The 18,498-nt window shown below is 41.4% G+C and carries 20 protein-coding genes; 12 read left to right on the top strand and 8 right to left on the bottom strand.

Annotated elements, in window-relative coordinates; genetic code table 11:
- Positions 1–3: 3 nt before the first annotated feature.
- From MED121_RS20395 to MED121_RS20360, 8 genes are all read left to right on the top strand, one after another.
- The gene (locus MED121_RS20395; protein ID WP_009835675.1) at positions 4–390 is read left to right on the top strand and encodes a hypothetical protein; all 387 of its coding nucleotides are present in this window, start codon (positions 4–6) and stop codon (positions 388–390) included.
- A 223-nt stretch (positions 391–613) separates the two neighbouring features.
- Positions 614–1,525, top strand: coding sequence for a hypothetical protein (locus tag MED121_RS23920; RefSeq protein WP_009835674.1), 912 nt, complete (start codon positions 614–616; stop codon positions 1,523–1,525).
- 69 nt (positions 1,526–1,594) lie between these two features.
- Positions 1,595–2,581, top strand: a complete 987-nt coding sequence (locus tag MED121_RS20385; RefSeq protein ID WP_009835673.1) for a hypothetical protein — start codon at positions 1,595–1,597, stop codon at positions 2,579–2,581.
- On the top strand, positions 2,578–3,009 hold the full coding sequence (locus MED121_RS20380; RefSeq protein WP_009835672.1) for a hypothetical protein: 432 nt from the start codon (positions 2,578–2,580) through the stop codon (positions 3,007–3,009). Before MED121_RS20385 ends, MED121_RS20380 begins: the two co-directional genes overlap by 4 nt.
- Entirely contained in the window at positions 3,006–3,554 is a 549-nt protein-coding gene (locus MED121_RS20375) for a hypothetical protein (RefSeq protein ID WP_009835671.1), read from the top strand. Before MED121_RS20380 ends, MED121_RS20375 begins: the two co-directional genes overlap by 4 nt.
- Positions 3,544–4,230, top strand: a complete 687-nt coding sequence (locus MED121_RS20370; RefSeq protein ID WP_009835670.1) for a hypothetical protein — start codon at positions 3,544–3,546, stop codon at positions 4,228–4,230. Before MED121_RS20375 ends, MED121_RS20370 begins: the two co-directional genes overlap by 11 nt.
- Positions 4,215–4,955 (top strand): hypothetical protein, encoded by a 741-nt coding sequence (locus MED121_RS23915; protein ID WP_009835669.1) that lies wholly within the window; start codon positions 4,215–4,217, stop codon positions 4,953–4,955. Before MED121_RS20370 ends, MED121_RS23915 begins: the two co-directional genes overlap by 16 nt.
- A gap of 114 nt (positions 4,956–5,069) precedes the next feature.
- Positions 5,070–5,936, top strand: a complete 867-nt coding sequence (locus tag MED121_RS20360; RefSeq protein ID WP_009835668.1) for a LysR family transcriptional regulator — start codon at positions 5,070–5,072, stop codon at positions 5,934–5,936.
- A 39-nt stretch (positions 5,937–5,975) separates the two neighbouring features.
- Here the strand turns inward: MED121_RS20360 and MED121_RS20355 are convergent, their stop codons facing one another.
- Entirely contained in the window at positions 5,976–6,863 is an 888-nt protein-coding gene (locus MED121_RS20355) for a hypothetical protein (protein ID WP_009835667.1), read from the bottom strand.
- Positions 6,864–7,110: 247 nt separating this feature from the next.
- On the opposite strand from MED121_RS20355, the gene MED121_RS20350 reads away from it, so the two are divergent.
- Positions 7,111–8,046 carry a hypothetical protein gene (locus MED121_RS20350; protein ID WP_207382843.1) on the top strand — a complete coding sequence of 312 codons (936 nt, stop codon included), beginning with the start codon at positions 7,111–7,113 and terminating at the stop codon, positions 8,044–8,046.
- A gap of 170 nt (positions 8,047–8,216) precedes the next feature.
- Complete coding sequence (locus MED121_RS20345; RefSeq protein ID WP_009835665.1) at positions 8,217–9,059, top strand: LysR family transcriptional regulator; 843 nt, start codon at positions 8,217–8,219, stop codon at positions 9,057–9,059.
- A gap of 9 nt (positions 9,060–9,068) precedes the next feature.
- On the opposite strand, the gene MED121_RS20340 is transcribed toward MED121_RS20345, so the two are convergent.
- Positions 9,069–10,277: a Xaa-Pro peptidase family protein gene (locus tag MED121_RS20340; RefSeq protein ID WP_009835664.1), complete on the bottom strand. Its 1,209-nt coding sequence runs from the start codon at positions 10,275–10,277 to the stop codon at positions 9,069–9,071.
- Positions 10,278–10,541: 264 nt separating this feature from the next.
- On the opposite strand from MED121_RS20340, the gene MED121_RS20335 reads away from it, so the two are divergent.
- Complete coding sequence (locus MED121_RS20335; protein ID WP_009835663.1) at positions 10,542–11,624, top strand: mandelate racemase/muconate lactonizing enzyme family protein; 1,083 nt, start codon at positions 10,542–10,544, stop codon at positions 11,622–11,624.
- A 128-nt stretch (positions 11,625–11,752) separates the two neighbouring features.
- Here the strand turns inward: MED121_RS20335 and MED121_RS20330 are convergent, their stop codons facing one another.
- The 6 genes from MED121_RS20330 to MED121_RS20305 all read right to left on the bottom strand — a co-directional run bounded on the left by MED121_RS20330 (position 11,753) and on the right by MED121_RS20305 (position 17,433).
- Positions 11,753–12,628, bottom strand: coding sequence for a LysR family transcriptional regulator (locus tag MED121_RS20330; RefSeq protein WP_009835662.1), 876 nt, complete (start codon positions 12,626–12,628; stop codon positions 11,753–11,755).
- A 113-nt stretch (positions 12,629–12,741) separates the two neighbouring features.
- On the bottom strand, positions 12,742–14,331 hold the full coding sequence (locus tag MED121_RS20325; RefSeq protein WP_009835661.1) for a BCCT family transporter: 1,590 nt from the start codon (positions 14,329–14,331) through the stop codon (positions 12,742–12,744).
- 101 nt (positions 14,332–14,432) lie between these two features.
- Positions 14,433–15,326, bottom strand: coding sequence for an NAD(P)-dependent oxidoreductase (locus MED121_RS20320; RefSeq protein WP_009835660.1), 894 nt, complete (start codon positions 15,324–15,326; stop codon positions 14,433–14,435).
- A gap of 23 nt (positions 15,327–15,349) precedes the next feature.
- Positions 15,350–16,099: a class II aldolase/adducin family protein gene (locus MED121_RS20315; RefSeq protein WP_009835659.1), complete on the bottom strand. Its 750-nt coding sequence runs from the start codon at positions 16,097–16,099 to the stop codon at positions 15,350–15,352.
- A 37-nt stretch (positions 16,100–16,136) separates the two neighbouring features.
- A complete protein-coding gene (locus MED121_RS20310) occupies positions 16,137–17,090 on the bottom strand; it encodes a glyoxylate/hydroxypyruvate reductase A (RefSeq protein WP_009835658.1) in 954 nt (317 codons plus the stop codon).
- Positions 17,071–17,433 (bottom strand): multidrug efflux SMR transporter, encoded by a 363-nt coding sequence (locus MED121_RS20305; RefSeq protein ID WP_009835657.1) that lies wholly within the window; start codon positions 17,431–17,433, stop codon positions 17,071–17,073. Before MED121_RS20305 ends, MED121_RS20310 begins: the two co-directional genes overlap by 20 nt.
- Before the next feature lie 481 nt (positions 17,434–17,914).
- Between MED121_RS20305 and MED121_RS20300 the strand changes: the two genes are divergently transcribed.
- The gene (locus MED121_RS20300) at positions 17,915–18,493 is read left to right on the top strand and encodes an aminodeoxychorismate/anthranilate synthase component II (protein WP_009835656.1); all 579 of its coding nucleotides are present in this window, start codon (positions 17,915–17,917) and stop codon (positions 18,491–18,493) included.
- The last annotated feature ends 5 nt before the right edge of the window (positions 18,494–18,498 follow it).

The raw sequence follows: 18,498 nt of genomic DNA, 5'->3' as shown, positions 1-18,498 counted from the left end.
AAAATGAAGATAGAAACAGTAAAAACAGTCGGTAATAGTTACTTAGTTAATGAAAAAATTGTTGTCCCTAATGTTAGCGAAAATACTATTTGCCGGAAAGTTCAGGCTTGGCTAGACGCAGGAAATACCCTTATTCCTGAGTTTACAGACACTGAATTAATGGCGTTAAAACTTGTTGAAGCAAATGCTGAATGTACTCGTCGTATTGAGCTTTATTGGAATCAAGTTGGACAGCTAAATGCCGCTCTTGGGGTGTATTCTGATGAAAATGTGGAAGCGTGTAAAAGCTGGATTGCCTCAAATCGTAATGCTAGAGCCGCGTTAGTGGATCGTGTTGATATTTTAACCATTGATGTCACTGATAATACGTATTGGCCTGAGTTGCCATAACTTATGCCCATTTTAATTATGGAAAATCGATCTTAGATTAATGGGCATAGGTTAATAGGCATAAGTGGATAGGTTTAGATTGATAGGTATGAGTGGATAGGTTTGGTTTGATAGGTTGAGTTAGCCTTTTAACTCAATATTTAAGAAATAAGGATAAGCACTTTATTGAGTGTTTTAAGTTTGATCAGCTGTAATGGCTTGATAGTAAAAAAGGAATTTTAACATGAGTGATTTTACAGACTCTTTAGTGGCGATGAAGGATGCAACAGAAGAGCTAGTGCAAGCAAAAGAGGTATTTGAATCCATCTATGAGGGCTATCAAGGTGCCTTAGATGAGTCGATACAAACCCTTCGTAATTTGGAGCGTTATGCACAAGCGGTGGGTAAAAATACCTTGAGCGTGACTGCTGAGGCCATTGTCTCTGATTTAGCTGTGGGTGATGAAATAAGTCTCATCATATCAAATACAAATGATGAGGCCTTGGTATCACTTGATGTGAATGCACAAGGGGCAAAAAGTATTGTTAATGTGACCGCTGCTAATCAGCTTTTTGCGGGAGCTTTAGTTAAGGTACGCTATGACGGCACGGCTTTTTATGTGATTGAACAGATTAACCCTAAGACAGGTAATGCTGTGGCAGACATTGGCAAGCTAGTTACCGATACCACGGATCTGCTTAGTATCGGGGAGGTGGCATTAAATGGTGCAGAGCTTAATCGAACTGAATTCGCGATTGCCTGGGCTAAAATCAAAAACACCTCAAACCTCATTGATCAAGCCACCAAGGATGCTGATCCGATTACTTACGGTGGTTACTGGGGAGAAGGTAATGGAGTCACCACCTTTACTTTACCCATAGTGGGCGGTGAATTTATCCGCATGTTCGATGATGGCCGTGGTGTCGACGCGGGTCGTGGTTTTGCTGATTATCAAAGTGACTTAACTAAAATACCAAATGGAGTCATTTTGAGAGTAAGCAACTTTGGTAATGGTGATGGGTCATATGATCTTAGCGGAACATCGACTTCAGCTAACGGAAATGACTTGCATACTGCACCTCGAGGAAACTCTTCAGAAGTTTATTATGAAACACGTCCTCGAAATATCGCTTATTACGGTAAAACCCGCTTATAAAACGTTATAAGTTGCTATTAAACACACCTAGGCTAATTTGAGCCTAGGTTAATTCAAGGATGAATTATTATGAGTGAAATACTTGATGCCATTAGTGCATTAGGCGATGCCACTGCGGATATGACAGTCGCAAAAGAATCGTTTGAAGCGGTGCGACAGGATGCTGAGCAAGCCATATCGGATCACTTAACAGAAGATAATGCTCACAGCCAATATGTCAAAACCGATAGGTTTGAGCAAGTTAAAAAACTGCCTATTTACCCTGAAGTCATGTCGGACGATAACAGGCTAAATATGATGCTAGAGAATGGTCATTTGATCATTGAAGATGACCAAATAATCAGGTTATACGGCTGGTTAGAGGTTAATACGTCCGATTATGCTGTTAAATCTTTTCCTATAGCAGAAACGAAAACCTACCACTTGAGGTTTAATTTAACAGATGGTTTTTATCTTAAAGATGTGTCAGATGTTGAATATAACCCTGATTCATTGGATGAATCAGATGCCACTTTTGATACCAACTACGATGATATGAACTTGGCGCTCGTTTATAACGGGCTATTAATGAGATGTATTCATACCCATCAACTATCAAAGACAGCTTTATTTAGTGGCGACGGTAGTTTGCTAGTACCTGTTTGCCCAAGGTTAAGAAGTATGCGTTTATTATTTAGCAACCTTGAACCAACGGGAAGTGAGTCCCAAGCATTAAGAATTCCTGCTTCTGTAGAAAATTCTGGACAAGGTTTTTTCAAAACCAATAGCTCAAATAATACATATGATAGCTACTGGACTGACGCAACAGCTATTGCTCTAGATACAAATAATAATGGGAATGACACAAGTGTTTGTGAAAATACGATTGCATTTTCTCCGCGTCTACAAAGGTTTCAAACCAATCAATGGTTTACTGAATTGCATGATTCACATACACATGAGTTCTTATTAAGATCGGAAAGAGGAGTATGCCTGCCTATTTGGCAAACCCATGGTATGAGTTTGAATTATACCAATATCGTTTCTGCAAATATCACAGTGGAGTATCTAAGATGAAAATGTTTAAAGGTGTTTTTGCTTCTCATACAGGTGAATACTTTTCAAAAGATCTAACTGAGTTTTATGTGGACTCTGTGGGTGCTAAGCATGCTTCTCGCCAAAATGCAGCAGATCAAGTTATGTCTTGCCATTTCAATGATGTGTTAGTTAAAGATAATGATGTTTGGCGTGTTAAAAATGCTAATGATGATTACCAAGATGCTTATCAGGCGGTTGATGATGCGAGGCAAGCGGCTTATACCGCGAGAGTGCGCCCGCTACTTGAAGAAGCCGAAATAAAAGCACATCTTGGCGAAAGTGATGAATATGCCCGTTTAATGGATCTTGCAGTGGTTGAGCGAGCGAGTATTCAAGCTGAAAACCCTTGGCCAGAAGTTTTGCCGGATGAAGCCGAAGCCGTCGTTAGTATGGATGAAACCCCATGATTACCCTTATTCTCAACGATACTAAAATCTCAGGTTATGGGGTGAAGGTGACGTGTGAATTAGCTTTGCCAGAGGAGGATCTCTCTGGCCAGAGCTCTTCTTCTGCCACGGCTGAGATGGGCTTTAAACCTAAGCGTTTACGGGTTGCCATGAAGGTAAGGTATGAAGACGCTGCCGAGCTTGCCAATATTGTGCTGTTAAGCACGGCGACAGATGAAGATAAGGGCACTCGTTTGGTTTACAACATTGAAAATCAGACTGCCAAAGCCTTTGCTGTTCGCCAAGTGCGCTTTAGTGACAAGGTTGCAGCACAGGAGCTGGACGATGATCAGGCCTGGTCTGTGTCTTTTGTTTTGGTTGAGCACCTTTCTATCCCAGAAAAAATTGAAGCAAGGAAGCTTGCACAAACTGAACCTAAGGTAGCTACGGCGGATACAAGTGTTGCCTCGGAAGCTCAAAGCAGTGAAACCAGTAATTGGCTCGATAATGTGCTCAAGTATTTGGATTCTGCCCTTGGGGATGAAGGGGCATCAAATGAAATATGACTTTGTGCTTATGGTAAATGGGGAGCGAGTTAATCTCGTTTCCCATGATGTTGCATTGGATGCCATGGCCGCTGGCCGCGCATCTTTTGTGGTGCAGTCAGAGGTAGCGTTAAGTGGCGCAGTTTATTTTAGTTTTGGCATTAATAATGGACAGGAACACGGCCATTTTTATGGCTATATCGAGCGCTCAACGCCAGCCTCGAATCAGTCTCAAACCTTATTTTGTCGAGAAAAATCGAATGTGCTCAGTATGCGAGTGCCATTGGCTTTGCGTAATAAAACGCTTAAGGATTTACTGACAGAGGTAAAAGCGATTACCGGCTGTGGTTTTAGTTTGCCGCAATCTAGTTATGCTTCGACACCTGTGCCTTATTTTGTCAATACAGGTTCTGGTTTTCATTTGATAAATAAAATCGCCCAAGTATTTGTGATAGAGGATTTTACCTGGCAGCAAAAGCGAGATGGCCTTATTTATATCGGCGCTTGGTCTGATAGCCATTGGATTGATGTGCCTGTTGAAGTACCAACGGCGGTATTGGATAAGCAGCTTTCTACTCAAAGTGCTGAGCTAATGGCCATCCCAGGTTTAAGGCCGGGTTATCTTTTAAATGGTCATCGTCTTTATAGTGTGAGATTGCAAGAAGCAAAAATGGTGGTGTCATGGAAAAAGCCTTAACGCGATTAATGCAAAAAAAATATCCAGAGCTTGCTTCAGGTTGGCATTTGCCAATGTGGGCGAAAGTGACGGATATATTATCCCCTTTGGCTAGTGAGGTAGTGACAGAAGAAACCCCAGTTTATTCTGTTTCTGTACAGCTTTTGGATGTAAATGGTGAGGAAGATACTGACTTGCCGATTCTTGAAGAGGTACTTTTGCCAGTGAATGCGGGTGGTGAACAAAGAGGTTTCTGGTCAAAACCTAGTATTGGTACCTTGGTTGAAATTGCTTTTATGTATGGCTCGCCGGCGCACCCTTTTGTGCGTTCTGTTTTCCCCCATGGTTTGAAGTTGCCAAATATGGCGGAGACAGATCAAAGGTGGCAGCAGTCTGAGCAGGCTTATATTCAAGTCAACCAAGATAATGAATGGGAGGCGAAAGGGAAAAATAGCAAGCTTACGATAGAGGAAGATTTAACCGAGCAAATCGGCAAACTGCGTGAAATTATTGCCGCCAAGCACCATGTGGGTGATGAGTCGACCAATATCTATAGCCTTTTGCATGATCTAATGAATACCGTCGCTGACCTTGCCAACGTGGCAAGCTCTCATAACCATTCGTATTCATGGAGTGATCCAGGTGGTGCCGGTACTACCTCGCCACCAATGCAATCCTCAAGTTATAGCCAAGCAAGTACTCAAGCCAGTGAGCAAGCAGGTAAACTGGCTCCGCTGCTAAAGTAAGGTGAGTAGATACAGTTGGAACTAAAGCGAACTTATTTCGCTTTAGTTCTTATGACAAAGTGCGCTTCCTAATGCTACATTGCAGAAAGTCAGATCCTAAAGAGTGCTCACCTTATGAAAAGGCTTGATATTAACCAGTTAGCCACCTTTGTCACGATAGTCGATGCCGGTAATATTACTAAGGCTGCTATTGCCTTGCATCGCACTCAAGCGGCAGTGAGTATTCAATTAAAGAAATTAGAAGAAGTGGCCGGCAAGTCACTGTTAAATCGTGGGTATAACCAATTTACCTTAACTCGTGAAGGGGAAGTATTGCTCTCCTATGCTCGTAAGATTCTAAGCTTATCCGAAGAAGCACTTAATTTAATTAATGATGATGATCTAGAAGGCGTCGTCCGCTTTGGTATTCCAGATGGCTATGCTCGGGCCTTTATTCAGCGTCCATTACGTCAGTTTATTGATCGCTTTCCTAAAGTGAAAATCCAAATCAAAAACGATAACAGCCATAACCTTTATAAGAGTTTACATGCCGGCGAACTAGACTTGATTCTCGTCACTCATGATCCATTAGCATCAGGTGGTGACTTGATTCGACGAGAAAAAATCTGTTGGGTAAAAGCCAAAGATTTAACGCTGGATATGAACAAACCTTTACCGCTTGCCTTGTATGAGCAAGGTTGCTCATACCGCAAAGGAATTATTGATGCGCTCAATCATGTGGAGTTAGATTGGTTTGTCTCGTTTGAATGCCAAGGGGTAACGGGGTTTGATATTGCAATATCAAACGGGTTAGCTATTTCTGCCTTAGCGGAATCTTTGGTAAAAGATGAGTGGAGTATAATTAAACCCGCTTCGAATTTACCAGATTTGGGCGAAGTGGAAATTGCACTACATACACGGCCTGGAGAAATTGATGATGCCATTCGTTGCTTCTCTCAGGTATTAGTTGAGAGTATCAGTAATATCGCTATAAAAAGCTAAACAGCCATCTATTTGAATGGCTGTTTTACGTGATTATATTTAATCAGACAGATTATCTGGGCGGTTACCTTCACGTTCAAAATGAATAGGTAAGGCGCGTCCATAGAATTGCTTTGAATGTTCAGGACGATTAACCGTATCTGGATCTGTCATATAAGTAGGTAGAGCCGTGATCCAAGCACGAGGCCCTTTTACTTGTTGGACTCTATGTAGAGAGTAGCGTCCTTTGAATAATTGTAAGTATCCAGGTTTCCATTCCAATTCATAGACATCTGTTTTATCTCCATTTATCACTCTTTTTACACCTTCAATGTTCTCGTTCTCGATAGAACGAATATTGGGCGCATATTCAAAGGTGCCTCCTTCATCAGGCTGCTCAACTGAGACGCTGACAGTAAACTCGTTGCCATCAAAGTGCCAAGGAAAGTAATCGCCATCTTCAAGTACACCATAAGGGCAACGTGCTAAAGGATCTGCCCAAGGGTATATGGGCCAAATTCCTAAGCATTCACCAATAAAGCGAGTCATGATGTCATTATCATACATAGCCAACATATCTGATTCTTTAGGGATTATGTCAGTATTAATAAAACCAGCGGTGCGATGCTGCAAATAACGATTTGGGTGTTGTTCTGCTAATGCTTTGTCTTCCTTCGTCATATATGGATTATGTTTTTGCTCTGAGCGAAAAATGCAGGGCAATAGTTTTCTTGCCTCTTGTCGCATTCTTTCTTGTGCTTCTGGAAGGACAAAATCTGCAATAACACTGCAGCCAATATCATCCAATTGCACTTTACAGCGTGCTATCAGTGCTTTTGTGGCTGGGTGTTCTAAATCGTGGATAGGGTAGGTTTCTAAATCTACTATGTTAGCTAACTTTGTAAGCTGCTGATCATAGGTTTGTTGTGTCGTATTCGCTTGGGTCATCTTTTTCTGCCTCATAGGTTTTATTTTTTTCTGAGTGCATCTTAGGCATGTGAAAGGGATCGCAGCAAACAAAGAATCTTGCAGTTAACTATCGTAATTTTGAATGTATTTATTAAAACTTCACGTATCGAAAAAATCGATATTCACCATCTGAATAATTCGTTATTCAACTGCCTATAAATTGACTAAATTGTCTGACATGGCCTTAGGCCAAGTCTTAAAAATATGTTTAATATTAGGTGCGAATATGTCTAAAGTTGTTATTGATCAAGCCGCTGTTAGCAAAGAAACCATGAGTGTGGAGGCATCTTTCGCACCATCAGGCAAACCCTCAAACAAGCCCTCTTTAGAAGCCTTTATCGATCTGGAACAGTACCCAATTCATGATCTAACCTCTCCTAAGCGACACGCTTTAGTTGAGAGGTGTAAAGAGGAATTAGACAGGTTAGGCTGTTGCCATATTCCAGATATGATTCGTCCAGAATCAATTGAACGTATGCGTCAGGAAGTAGAGCGTTTACGGGATCAAATCTATCGTTCTCAAAACAGTCATAACCCTTATATGACGAAAGAAAATACGGCTTTACCAGAGGCTCATCCAGCTAGATTCTTTGAGAAACGATCTAGCGGTTTTGTTAACTCAGATATCCTTGAAGAAAGCTCTGATCTAAGAGCTATTTATGATCATGATGTGGTTGTTCAATTCGTTTCAGATTGCTTGGGAGTCGGGCCTATTTACCGTTGGGCTGATCCTTTAGGAAGAAATCCCTACAGTGTTATGGATGAAGGTGATTACTTTCCTTGGCACTTTGATGGTAACGAATTTACCGTCAGTATCTTGGTGCAAGAACCAATAAAAGGAGGTGAGTTCCAATATTACCCAGATCTACGCTCTCCTGAAGAAGAGAATCTTGAAGAGGTTTCTAAGGTATTAGGAGGCGATTTATCTAAAGTGCATTCTTTGGTGCTAAGGCCTGGTGATATGCAAATATTTAAAGGGCGTTTTTCTATGCATCGTGTGACTCGAGTGGAGGGAGGCCAGTCTCGTTATATTGCTTTGCCAACTTACATGCGTGACCCGGATACGGTTAATCGCCCAGAGCATGCTCGCCAATTTTATGGTCGTGCTTTACCTATTCACTTTCAGCGTGAAGCCAATCGTCCCGATGACCTACTGGACTAATCTATAAAAGATAGTGTTGTGCTTCACTTTAGGGTGTTCTCAATTTGAGAGCACCTTTTTTTTTTTGCTGCAAAAAAACATATCTAGAAACGACGACCTAGGTTTAAGTTGTTGATCAAAAAATCGAATATAACTAACTTTAATAGAAAAATAACCAATGGCTGAATGATATGAATATCAATCACATGAGAGCTTTTTTAGAAGTTGCACGTAATGGCAGCTTTCAATTAGCCGCTGAAAACCTTTTTATTACTCAATCAACTGTGAGTGCTCGCATTAAAGTGCTCGAAGATCAGCTCAATACACGGCTTTTTAACCGTAAACGTGACGGCTCAGAGCTCACGCCAGCGGGCCGTAATTTTATTCGCTATGCAACCAAGGTAGTCAAAGCATGGGAGCAAGCGAAACAGGAAATCGCCTTACCCCAAGATATGGAAGGTATGGTGGCTTTAGGTGTGCAGTTAAACCTTTGGCAACAGATTACCCCGGCTTGGATTGAACAAATGCAGAACAGCTCACCAGAGGTAGGCACACGTGTTGTGATGGACTATTCGGATAGCCTTTTAAGCCAATTAGTAGAAGGGGAATTAGATCTGGTTCTGACCTATGTAAATAGGCAGAATGCTGAGTTACGAACTGAATTACTGATGGAAGATATATTGGTTTTAGTCGCATCTGAGCAGCGCAAGGTTCGAACAGATTGGGTAAAAAATTATGTGTTTGTTGACTGGGGTGATGAATTTCGTGAGGCTCATACATTGGCCTACCCTGATGCTCAAGCGCCCAGACTTTCTGTAGGCTTAGGTATGGTTGGTTTAGACTATATCCTTAATTATGGCGGCGCAGGCTATTTCCCTGAGCGTATGGTGAATGAGTTAATTGCCAGCCAGCGCCTATTTTATGTTGAGGATGCGCCCAAGTTTAAGCGCCCTGTTTTTTTGTCTTATTCTAAGGACCCTATTAATCCTGAGCTGGTATCTATGGCGAGAGAGACTTTGCAGTCTGTGCTCTAGGGCTTTAGGTTAGGGGTAAGAATCCTTGAGTAGCTCATCTTCAAATGGGAAGTCTGTTAAGGGAGTAATGCCCTTTGATGTGACACGAACCATCTCTTCAAGCTTAACGCCGACTGAGCCTCCTTTAATACCTGAGTAGCTTTCAACACATAGCACCATGTTCTCTTGGACTAGGCCATCATAGCCACTTCGTGCCCAATCTTCTTGATAATAGATTTTAGGATATTCGTCACTGAGACCGGCCCCATGAAAGGAGCAAACATAACGATTGTCTCTATATTCTGCTTTACGAATAAAAGCCTGCTCACTTAACTCTCTAAAACTGATTCCGGGTTTAATCAGTTGCATATTGTGATGTACTTCGTCATAGGCATGGCGATAAGCATCTCGTTGAGCCTGATTGCCCTTGCCGCCTCCGCATATCCAAGAACGAGAGATATCGGCAATATAGCCTAATGGCCCTATCATATCCGTATCAAAAGCGACCATGTCGCCTTTTTCAATAATGCGATGGCTCGCTTCTTGTAGCCAAGGATTTGTTCTTGGCCCTGATGCCAGCATATTCCCTTCAATCCAGTCTCCTCCATGTGCGGCATTGACCTGATGCATAATCGACCAAAGTTGGTTCTCTGTGATACCTGGTCGTAAGGCTTGGTACATTAACTGCATTCCGTATTGAGCAACTTGAATGCTATGTTTTAAACAATCTATTTCTAACTCACATTTGATGAGCTTGGCTTGTTCAATAATGGGTTCTGCATCATAAACTTGGATAGCTTTATCTGTTAAGCGTTGGCTAACTTGAGGAGACATACGTTCTAACCCCACAGACTCAAGGGGTTCATTAAGTTGCTGGGAAAATGCCTGTAGGTTACTGATTAAGTGCTGTGTATTCGTCGATAAGTCTAACCCGCCATCAAAAGGGGTGAGAAAATCTGAGCCTTGATAGTGAGTAACATTGGGGAATTTTCTCCCTGTCGCTCCGTGTAATTGAATCGGACCTTCGAGTGATAAAAATAAATAACAAGTCGGTATATGTGATTGAAAAAGCTGATATTCATCAAAATTCACCGCATAGCGTAAGCTAACAGGACTGGTCAGAATTAAGACAGACACTTGCTTAAGGCGCATGACTTCGCGAATACGGCTAAGCCTATAACTGAAGAGTTTATTCAGTGATTCATCACTCAAATGAAGGGGCGGAATAATATCAATCACGTAAGGCTCCTATGTTTATTTTGCATCATAGGTGGCTGATGAGATGGCAACAAATCGATTGTTTAATGTCATCCATTGAATAATTTAATACAAGTATGAAAAGCGCCCGTCACGATAATATGAAATGTCTTTGTTAGTTGTAATATGACGGTTTACTGGCATAAAAATAATTTAATGATCTGTTAAAAATTATAAAATATTTTTTAAATGTAACGCCCTCTAAAATTGGTTTATGTTCTGCTCCTAATATTGAGATAAACCAAAATGAAAATAACAAATGTACAGACTCAAAAAGTGCTCGTCCCTCTAAAGAAACCTTTAATTACAGCCATTCATAAAACAGACTCTGTGGGTGTTGTGATCGTTAAAATAGAAACGGATACAGGGCTGGTGGGTGAGAATTATGTGTTTGCGTTAAATAAAGATAGGTTAGATGTATTTGATGCCATGATCAAAAGCCTCACACAATTTTTGATCGGTAATAATCCTGTTTATGTTGAGAAAATTTGGCAACAAATGTGGCAAGACTGTAACCCTGTTGGACAAAAAGGGATTGCCATTTCAGCTATCTCTGCCATAGATACCGCGCTTTGGGATCTCATTGGTAAGCAGGCAAATATGCCACTTTATCAAGTATTTGGTGCCTGTCGTGACAAAGTAAAAACCTATGCAAGCAGCGGCCTTTGGCTTTCTTCAAACATAGATGAATTAATCGAAGAGGCCCATGGCTTTATTGATCAGGGTTTTAGATCTATGAAGCTGAGGTTAGGTAAGCCCGACTTAAAAGAAGATGTAGAGCGTGCGCGTGCGCTAAGGGCGTCTGTTGGTGATGATATTGAAATCTTAACCGATGCGAATCAGTCTTTAACGCCAAGGCAGGCGATTGCGCTGGGCCGTCAATTAGAAGACTTAAATATCGCTTGGTTAGAAGAGCCTGTTCCTGCTCATGATCTAGCCGGCCATAATCGAGTGTTAGAAGCCATAAATATACCTGTGGCAAGTGGTGAAACCGATTACACACGTTTTGGTATGAAAGATATGTTGGATCATAAGGCCGTGGATATTTTAATGCCTGACTTACAACGTATTGGGGGGCTAAGTGAATTTCGCAAGGCTGCCGCGCTAGCATCGGCTTATCATATCCCTGTATCAAGCCACATTTTTACGGAGCAAAGTTTGAGTATCGCTGGGTCTGCTGATAACTGTATTTCAGTTGAGCATGTTGATTGGTTTGCACCGCTTTATCAGGAAAAAATAGTGATTAATGATGGTTTTATTGATATGCCAATGGGTGCTGGGATTGGTTTTAATTTTGACTATGACTTTATCGATCAGAATCTAATTTAGTCTAAAAAGCAGATAGGTGAAAAGGGCTTCAGTGCGTTAATCACTGAAGTCTGATTTAGTTATTGTCTATTAAACCTGCTTCTACTTTAAATCTGCTGCTAAATAACGCTATCTTAAGAGGGAAGCTTTTAAGAAAGGCTTTTAAGTGTGTGATCTTGAATAAAGCTGGTGGCTTTCAAACCCTCAATGGCCGCAATAATGGCTGGGTCTTGTTTCTTATTATCTAAGACGGCCAAATGAATTGTGATGGCAAATTCTTTTGCACCTTCTACACGAAATAACTTTCCATCCTTGATAAAAGGTTCTGCTGTTGAAGACGCAAGATAGGCAGAGCCCCCACGTTCAATAATTTGCACGAGTGCCTGCGACTCTAAAGCGAGTGTAATACGATGATGGGGAACATTTGGGTACTCTCTATTATGTTGTTCTTGAAACTGATGTCCCCAATCAATATAGATATAACCTTGTGTATGGCCATCATTCACATGTCTGGCTTCATTTGACACCATGAGGAGTTGTTCTGAAAATAGCGGTTCGAAATGAAGGCCTGGTGTAAGTTCTGGGTAGAAAACTAAAGCTAGGTCCAATAAGCCTTCTCTTAGTTCATGCAGTAAAAAAATTGAATAATCAGATTGAATTCGGGTGGCTGTTCCTGGCGCATTTTCATTCATCCAATTAAGCCAATCCGAATAGAGTTTATTCCAATAATGAACCGGTATGCCTAAGCTGACGATATTATCTATATCGGGCGGAAGGGAAACTTCCTGCTGTGCTTGTTGCCACGTTTTTACAACCGATAGGGCGTAAGGGTAGAAAGCTTTGCCGCCATTCGTTAAGGCAACGCCATCTCGTTTTCGAGTAAAAAGCTCTCTATTGAGTCTGTCTTCTAATGCTTTTATACGGGCGCTGACTGAGGATTGAGTTATATGTAGGCTTTCAGAGGCTTTTTGAAAGCTACCTGTGGCGGTTACTTCTAGGAATGCACGTAGATTTTCGATATTCATATTATAGGCATCAGTAATTATTGCGATTCTAATCTGTTGAATAATAAATCATATATCAAATGTTATCGAAAGCACCTAGCGTTTAAACTAGGTGCTTTGTTTTAGTTTAGAAATTAAACCTCTTCTTTGGATAGCCCTTTATAGAGGCTAAAGCACATAAATAATAAGACGATAGCAAAGGGGAAACCTGTCGAGACAGTGGCGGCTTGAAGTGAGCCGAGACCACCGCCTAATAGAAGCGCGATCGCCACAAGTCCTTCAAAAGTACACCAGAAAACACGTTGTGGTACTGGCGGATTAAGTACTCCACCTGCTGTGATGGTATCAATGACTAATGAACCGCTATCTGACGAAGTCACAAAGAAGATGACAATCAGAATGAGAGAAATAAATGACACTATGAAGCTCATAGGTAAACCATCTAATAGGCGATATAGTGCAAGTTCAGGTGTCCAGTTGTTCACTACGTCTCTTACGCCATCATAACCAGATGCCATTTGTTCGATGGCGGTGCCACCAAATACGACCATCCATAATAAGCAGAAAAGTGTTGGTGCGATGAGAACACAAAGAATGAACTCTCGAACGGTACGTCCTTTACTGATACGCGCAATGAACATACCAACAAATGGAGACCAAGCTATCCACCAAGCCCAGTAAAAGGTTGTCCAACCATGGTAGAAGCCAGTATCTTCACGGCCAACAGGGTTAGACAGAGGCACACTGTAGTAGAGATAATCGCCAAGACCGATCACGAATTTACTTAAAGTATCTAGCGTAGGGCCAGCGAATAATACGAACAGTAATAGCAGTACTGCCATAATCATATTAATTTCACTAAGACGCTTAACCCCTTTATCAAGCCCTGCGACAACTGAACAGATAGCAATAGCTGTGATGATTAGAATAAGAACCACTTTTACAATTGCCGTTGGTTCAATATTAAAGAGTTCATTTAGACCTGCTGCAACTTGTTCTGCGCCATAACCTAAAGAGGTAGCAAGGCCAAATACGGTTGCAAATACGGCAAGAATATCAATGATATGGCCAGATACTCCCCAAACTCGGTCACCTAATAGAGGGTAAAACGCCGAGCGTAAGGTTAAGGGTAAACCATGGTTAAAACTAAAGTATGCCAAAGAAAGGCCAACGACGGCATACACAGCCCATGCACTTAGCCCCCAGTGGAATGCTGCGGCAGCAATACCAAGTCTGGCAGCTTCTTCACTTTCAGCGACGACGCTAAGAGGAGGACTTAGCATATGAGAGACGGGCTCTAATACGCCAAAGAACATCAAACCAATGCCTATTCCAGCAGAGAAAAGCATAGCCAGCCAGCCAGGGAAACTAAACTCGGGTTTAGCATCGGCGCCGCCAATTCTTACTCTGCCCATTTTAGAGCCAGCAAGAAAGAGGCAAAAGAGTACAAAGAAGTTTACGCTGATGACAAAAAACCAGTCTAATTGAGAGGTAAGCCAAGGTCTTAGTTCATTAAATAGTGTCCCAGCTTCTTCAGAAAAAATGAGCGTGAAAGCAACAAATATAATAATACTCAATGCTGAAACGGGGAAAACCAAGTTATGAATATCCATACCAAATGGTTGGATATTATCCTGCCCTACCTTATAGCTTGTGCTAGATGATAAAGGGGCCGAATTTGCCCCCACATTATTTGGGGCAGTGTTACTGCCTGAATTTTTCATTATAAGAACCCTCGATCGTGTTATTGTTTTTTAGTATTAAGGTTTCGCTATGCCTGCCATGCATGGCATAGTTTTTATTCTTGCGAGTAAGTGAATACAAACTAACTACGGAGTAATTGGCCTGTTTGTTCTTCTATGAGTTTAAGCACACTTAAATGGGGTACTTCTGGACCGTATTTTTCAGTGGCCTCTTGATAGGTGTGATAGACCTGATTGCCTAGTTGCATATCTATGCCTAAGTGGCTGCCCAGTTCAGTAATCAAGCGCATGTCTTTTGTTGCTAAGCCTAATGCAAAAGATTGGTCATAACTGCCATCTAGTACTTTAGGAATATAACTATCTACGACGTAGCTTTGAGCGCAGCTGTTTTGCAAAATCTTGTGTAGTACATCAAGGTTCAATTCAGCCTTTGCTCCCATCATTAAGGCTTCACCTATGCCTTGGGCAACCAAGTAATTCAGGTGAAGCTGAGCAAGCTTGGTCACGTAACCCGCGCCAGAAGGCCCCATACGTATCGCATTTTTTGTGAATGCATTTAGCATGGAGGTAAATTTAGTGAGTATTTGCTCATCAATACCTAATAGCATGGTGAGAGTCCCTGCTGCCGCTCCTTCAGCGCCGCCTGTGACGGGGGCATCAATTAAAGACAAATGTGAAGGCGCAATGGCTTTGACTTTCTCCCATTCAGATAGCTCGTTAGTACTGGTTTCGAACCAAGTGGCTCCAGCTTGGGCGTTTTCTAAGATACCTTCTTCACCAAATGCAATATGGTTTACCTGAACAGAGCTAGGCAATGAAGTGAAAATAACGTCACATTCTTGCGCGACATGTTTAACTGAGTCTGCTTTTCTAGCCCCTTTATCAACAAATTGGCTAACCACTTCTTGATTAAGGTCTAATACAAGTAACTCGTTATGATTTGCCTTACAGTACTCAAGCAGGTTTGCAGCCATGCCTGATCCCATATTACCTAGACCAATAAAACCAATTTTCATGAGTCTGTCTCCTATCACTAGGGTTAGAATTTGTAAGAAGGATCAAGCCGATCACACTTACGTAATAGACCTGGCCACTCATATAGACCGGGTGAAAAGGCTTCGTATTGCTTGGATGCTAGTTTCCATAGTTCAGGGTCACCATGTTCAAGTTCGTATCCAGAGGCTGTTGCTTGTAAGGCAACTTCACAGGTACGAATCAAGTAGTACATGTTCATAAAGCATTCGCCTGCTGTTTCACCAACGGTCAAGAAACCATGGTTTCGCATAATTAGGCAGCTGTTATCTCCCATATTTTCTGCAATACGATGACGTTCATCAGGATCAACAGATAAGCCTTCCCAATCGTGGAATCCTACCTTCCCGTAAAGCATTGATGAGTCTTGAACTAAAAATGGCAGCTCTTTAAAAGCGGTGGCTGCTGTACAGGACTTTGGATGAGCGTGAAATACAAACTTGTTATTGCGGTGGCTATCACTCAGATGAATTGCTCCATGAATGATAAAACCTGCCGTATTTACATCACTTGGCCCTTCTAAGACGCGGCCTTCTTCGTCTACTTTGATTAGGTTCGATGCTGCTACTTCTTCGTAATTAAGGCCAAATCTATGCATATAAAAGTGATGATCCGAACCTGGAACTCTGGCTGTTATATGATTCCAAATGGTGTCGTCCCAACCAAACATATTGGTAAGGCGAAACATGGCTGCTAGGTCAATACGAACTTGCTCTTGCTGTTTCTCAAGTGAGAGTTCTTGGGCTGTGATTGTCATGGTTGTCTCCTGCCATTGTGACTATATGATCTAGAACCTACCCGGTTAATTGGTGAGTTCGAGAAGGATGCTGGTGCAAAGGAAAAGCGTGTTCGCCATTTTCAATGCGCTGAATGTTGCTTGCGATAAGTTTTGCGGCTGAGCGAGCGTAAGTTGCACCGGATATATGGGGCGTAATTGTGACTTTATGGTGGTGCCAATAGGGTGAATCTTTAGGTAACGGCTCCACGCTAAATGTGTCTAATACAGCATGGCTAAGGTGCTCAGAATCAAGCGCTTCAATTAAGGCGTTATCATCAATAATGTCGCCACGACTGATATTGATGAGCATTGTGCCGTGAGGTAGTAAATTGATAAGTTCTTTATTAATAAACTTATGTGTTGATGTATTAAGTGGTAAACAATTTACTAAAATATCTGCTTTTTTTAACGCTGTTTTCAATTGTCTGTGTTCAAAAAAACATGAAATGCCTGTTATTTTTTTTGGGAAAATATCCCAACCACTGACATTAAAACCATTGATATGTAATCGATTTGCAACTTCTTCTCCTACTGCCCCTAACCCAAGTATCGTAATATTAAAGTCCGTTGGTTGAGGAGAGTTATGGCGTTGCCAATGTTGCTCTAATTGTTGCTGACGATAAGTATCATATTGACGATGTTGATTCATAACCCAATAAAGGGTGTAGCGTCCCATATCTTTTAAAACTTCTGGATCGACTAAGCGGATAATCGGTACATCCGGAACGATACTGGCTGCGTCAATGTGTTCAGTGCCAGCGCCTAAAAGCAGTATTCCTTTTAGGTTTTTGTAATTTAAAAGGTCCTCTACGGGATGGTTCCAAATCACAGCATATTTAATGTCATCTCGAATCAAATCTATATCTTTGGTTTTTTTGTAGATATGAATGAGCTTTTTAGGAAAGTGTCTAGATAACTCTTGAAACCATGAAGAGTCATCATAACCATGATTATTTAATAGAATGGACATGATCCGACTCCGCTTTAACTGTCTTGGTGCTAACTTGGTGAAGGCCAAACACCCCAATTAATATCAATGAAATGAAGGCAAACTTTGCCAATGAGAACTGCTCTGCAAACCAAATAGTGCCAATAAACGTAATGATAACGATGCCAGCGCCCGACCAGACGGCATAGGCAATGCTAATCTCTAGGGTTTTAACGCTCAGGTTTATCATGCTCAAGGCAAGTGCAAAAAAGAAAAAACAAAATATGGTAGGCACAAAGTTTTGAAAGCCATGAGATAACTTTAGACATAATGAGCCTGCAACCTCAAAAGCAATACCGATTATTAAAAGTGTCCAACCAGACATTAAACTGCTCCAAAATGAATGAACTCTGTTCAATATCCTCGGAGTAAGAGGGGCTGTAAAACGGAAAAAATAGATGGGGGTTATCGAATAATTTAGTGGCTTTAATCATTATTTCTTTAGCGTCCACTTTTTGAGCTTTCTTAGATATGAATTTACAGAGGGATGTCCTTTAAAATGGAGTGCTTGCAGCTCCAAACTTTGAGAAAGGGCTTTAGCAGAACTTAAGTTACAGACAGACAAGCTATACAGGCTTTCTGGAATTTTTGATAAATGAATGTCGTTTTAAAAGAAGGCGTGAATTTTAGTCTTAGCAGCTATATTGAAATACAAATCTAGTGTTAGAGTTCGCTCGTTAAATAAGATAAAATCCGCGCCAGTACGTCGTTAATTATCTGTGTTCAAGTGTTTGAAAGGGTAATAATTGGGGTAACTCAAACGTTTTATTTTAGTAACGCCTTTGTTTCAAGGACTTGATCTATCTATGCTATTAATGATCGATAACTATGATTCCTTTACGTATAACCTTGTTCAGTATTTTAGGGAGCTTGGTGCGAAGGTAGAAGTCTATCGTAATGATGAAATTACTTTGAATGAGATTGAGGCATTAAAGCCGAGCCATTTAGTGATTTCTCCTGGGCCTTGTACGCCTAATGAAGCCGGTGTTTCCTTAGCTGCAATTGAATATTTTGCTGGTAAAATTCCCATTTTAGGGATTTGTTTAGGACATCAGAGCATTGGCCAGGTGTTTGGTGGTAAAGTAGTCCGTGCCAAACAAGTAATGCATGGTAAAACATCTTCTGTTCATCACACAGATGCATCACTGTTTCAATCATTACCCAACCCTCAGCTCGTTACGCGTTACCACTCTTTAGTCGTGGAGCAAGCATCTTTACCGGCGTGTTTAGAAGTGACCGCTTGGACTCAAGATAGCGAGGGGGCGTTAGATGAAATTATGGGACTTAGACATAAAACCCTTCCGATCGAAGGGGTGCAGTTTCACCCAGAATCAATATTAACGGAAGCAGGTCATGACCTGCTTGCTAACTTTTTAAAGCGATAGGAGAC

The organism is Marinomonas sp. MED121, assembly GCF_000153025.1.
Lineage (GTDB): Bacteria > Pseudomonadota > Gammaproteobacteria > Pseudomonadales > Marinomonadaceae > Marinomonas.
The sequence above is the reverse complement of the archived record's forward strand: the minus strand, read 5'-3'. Positions and strand labels throughout refer to the sequence as shown.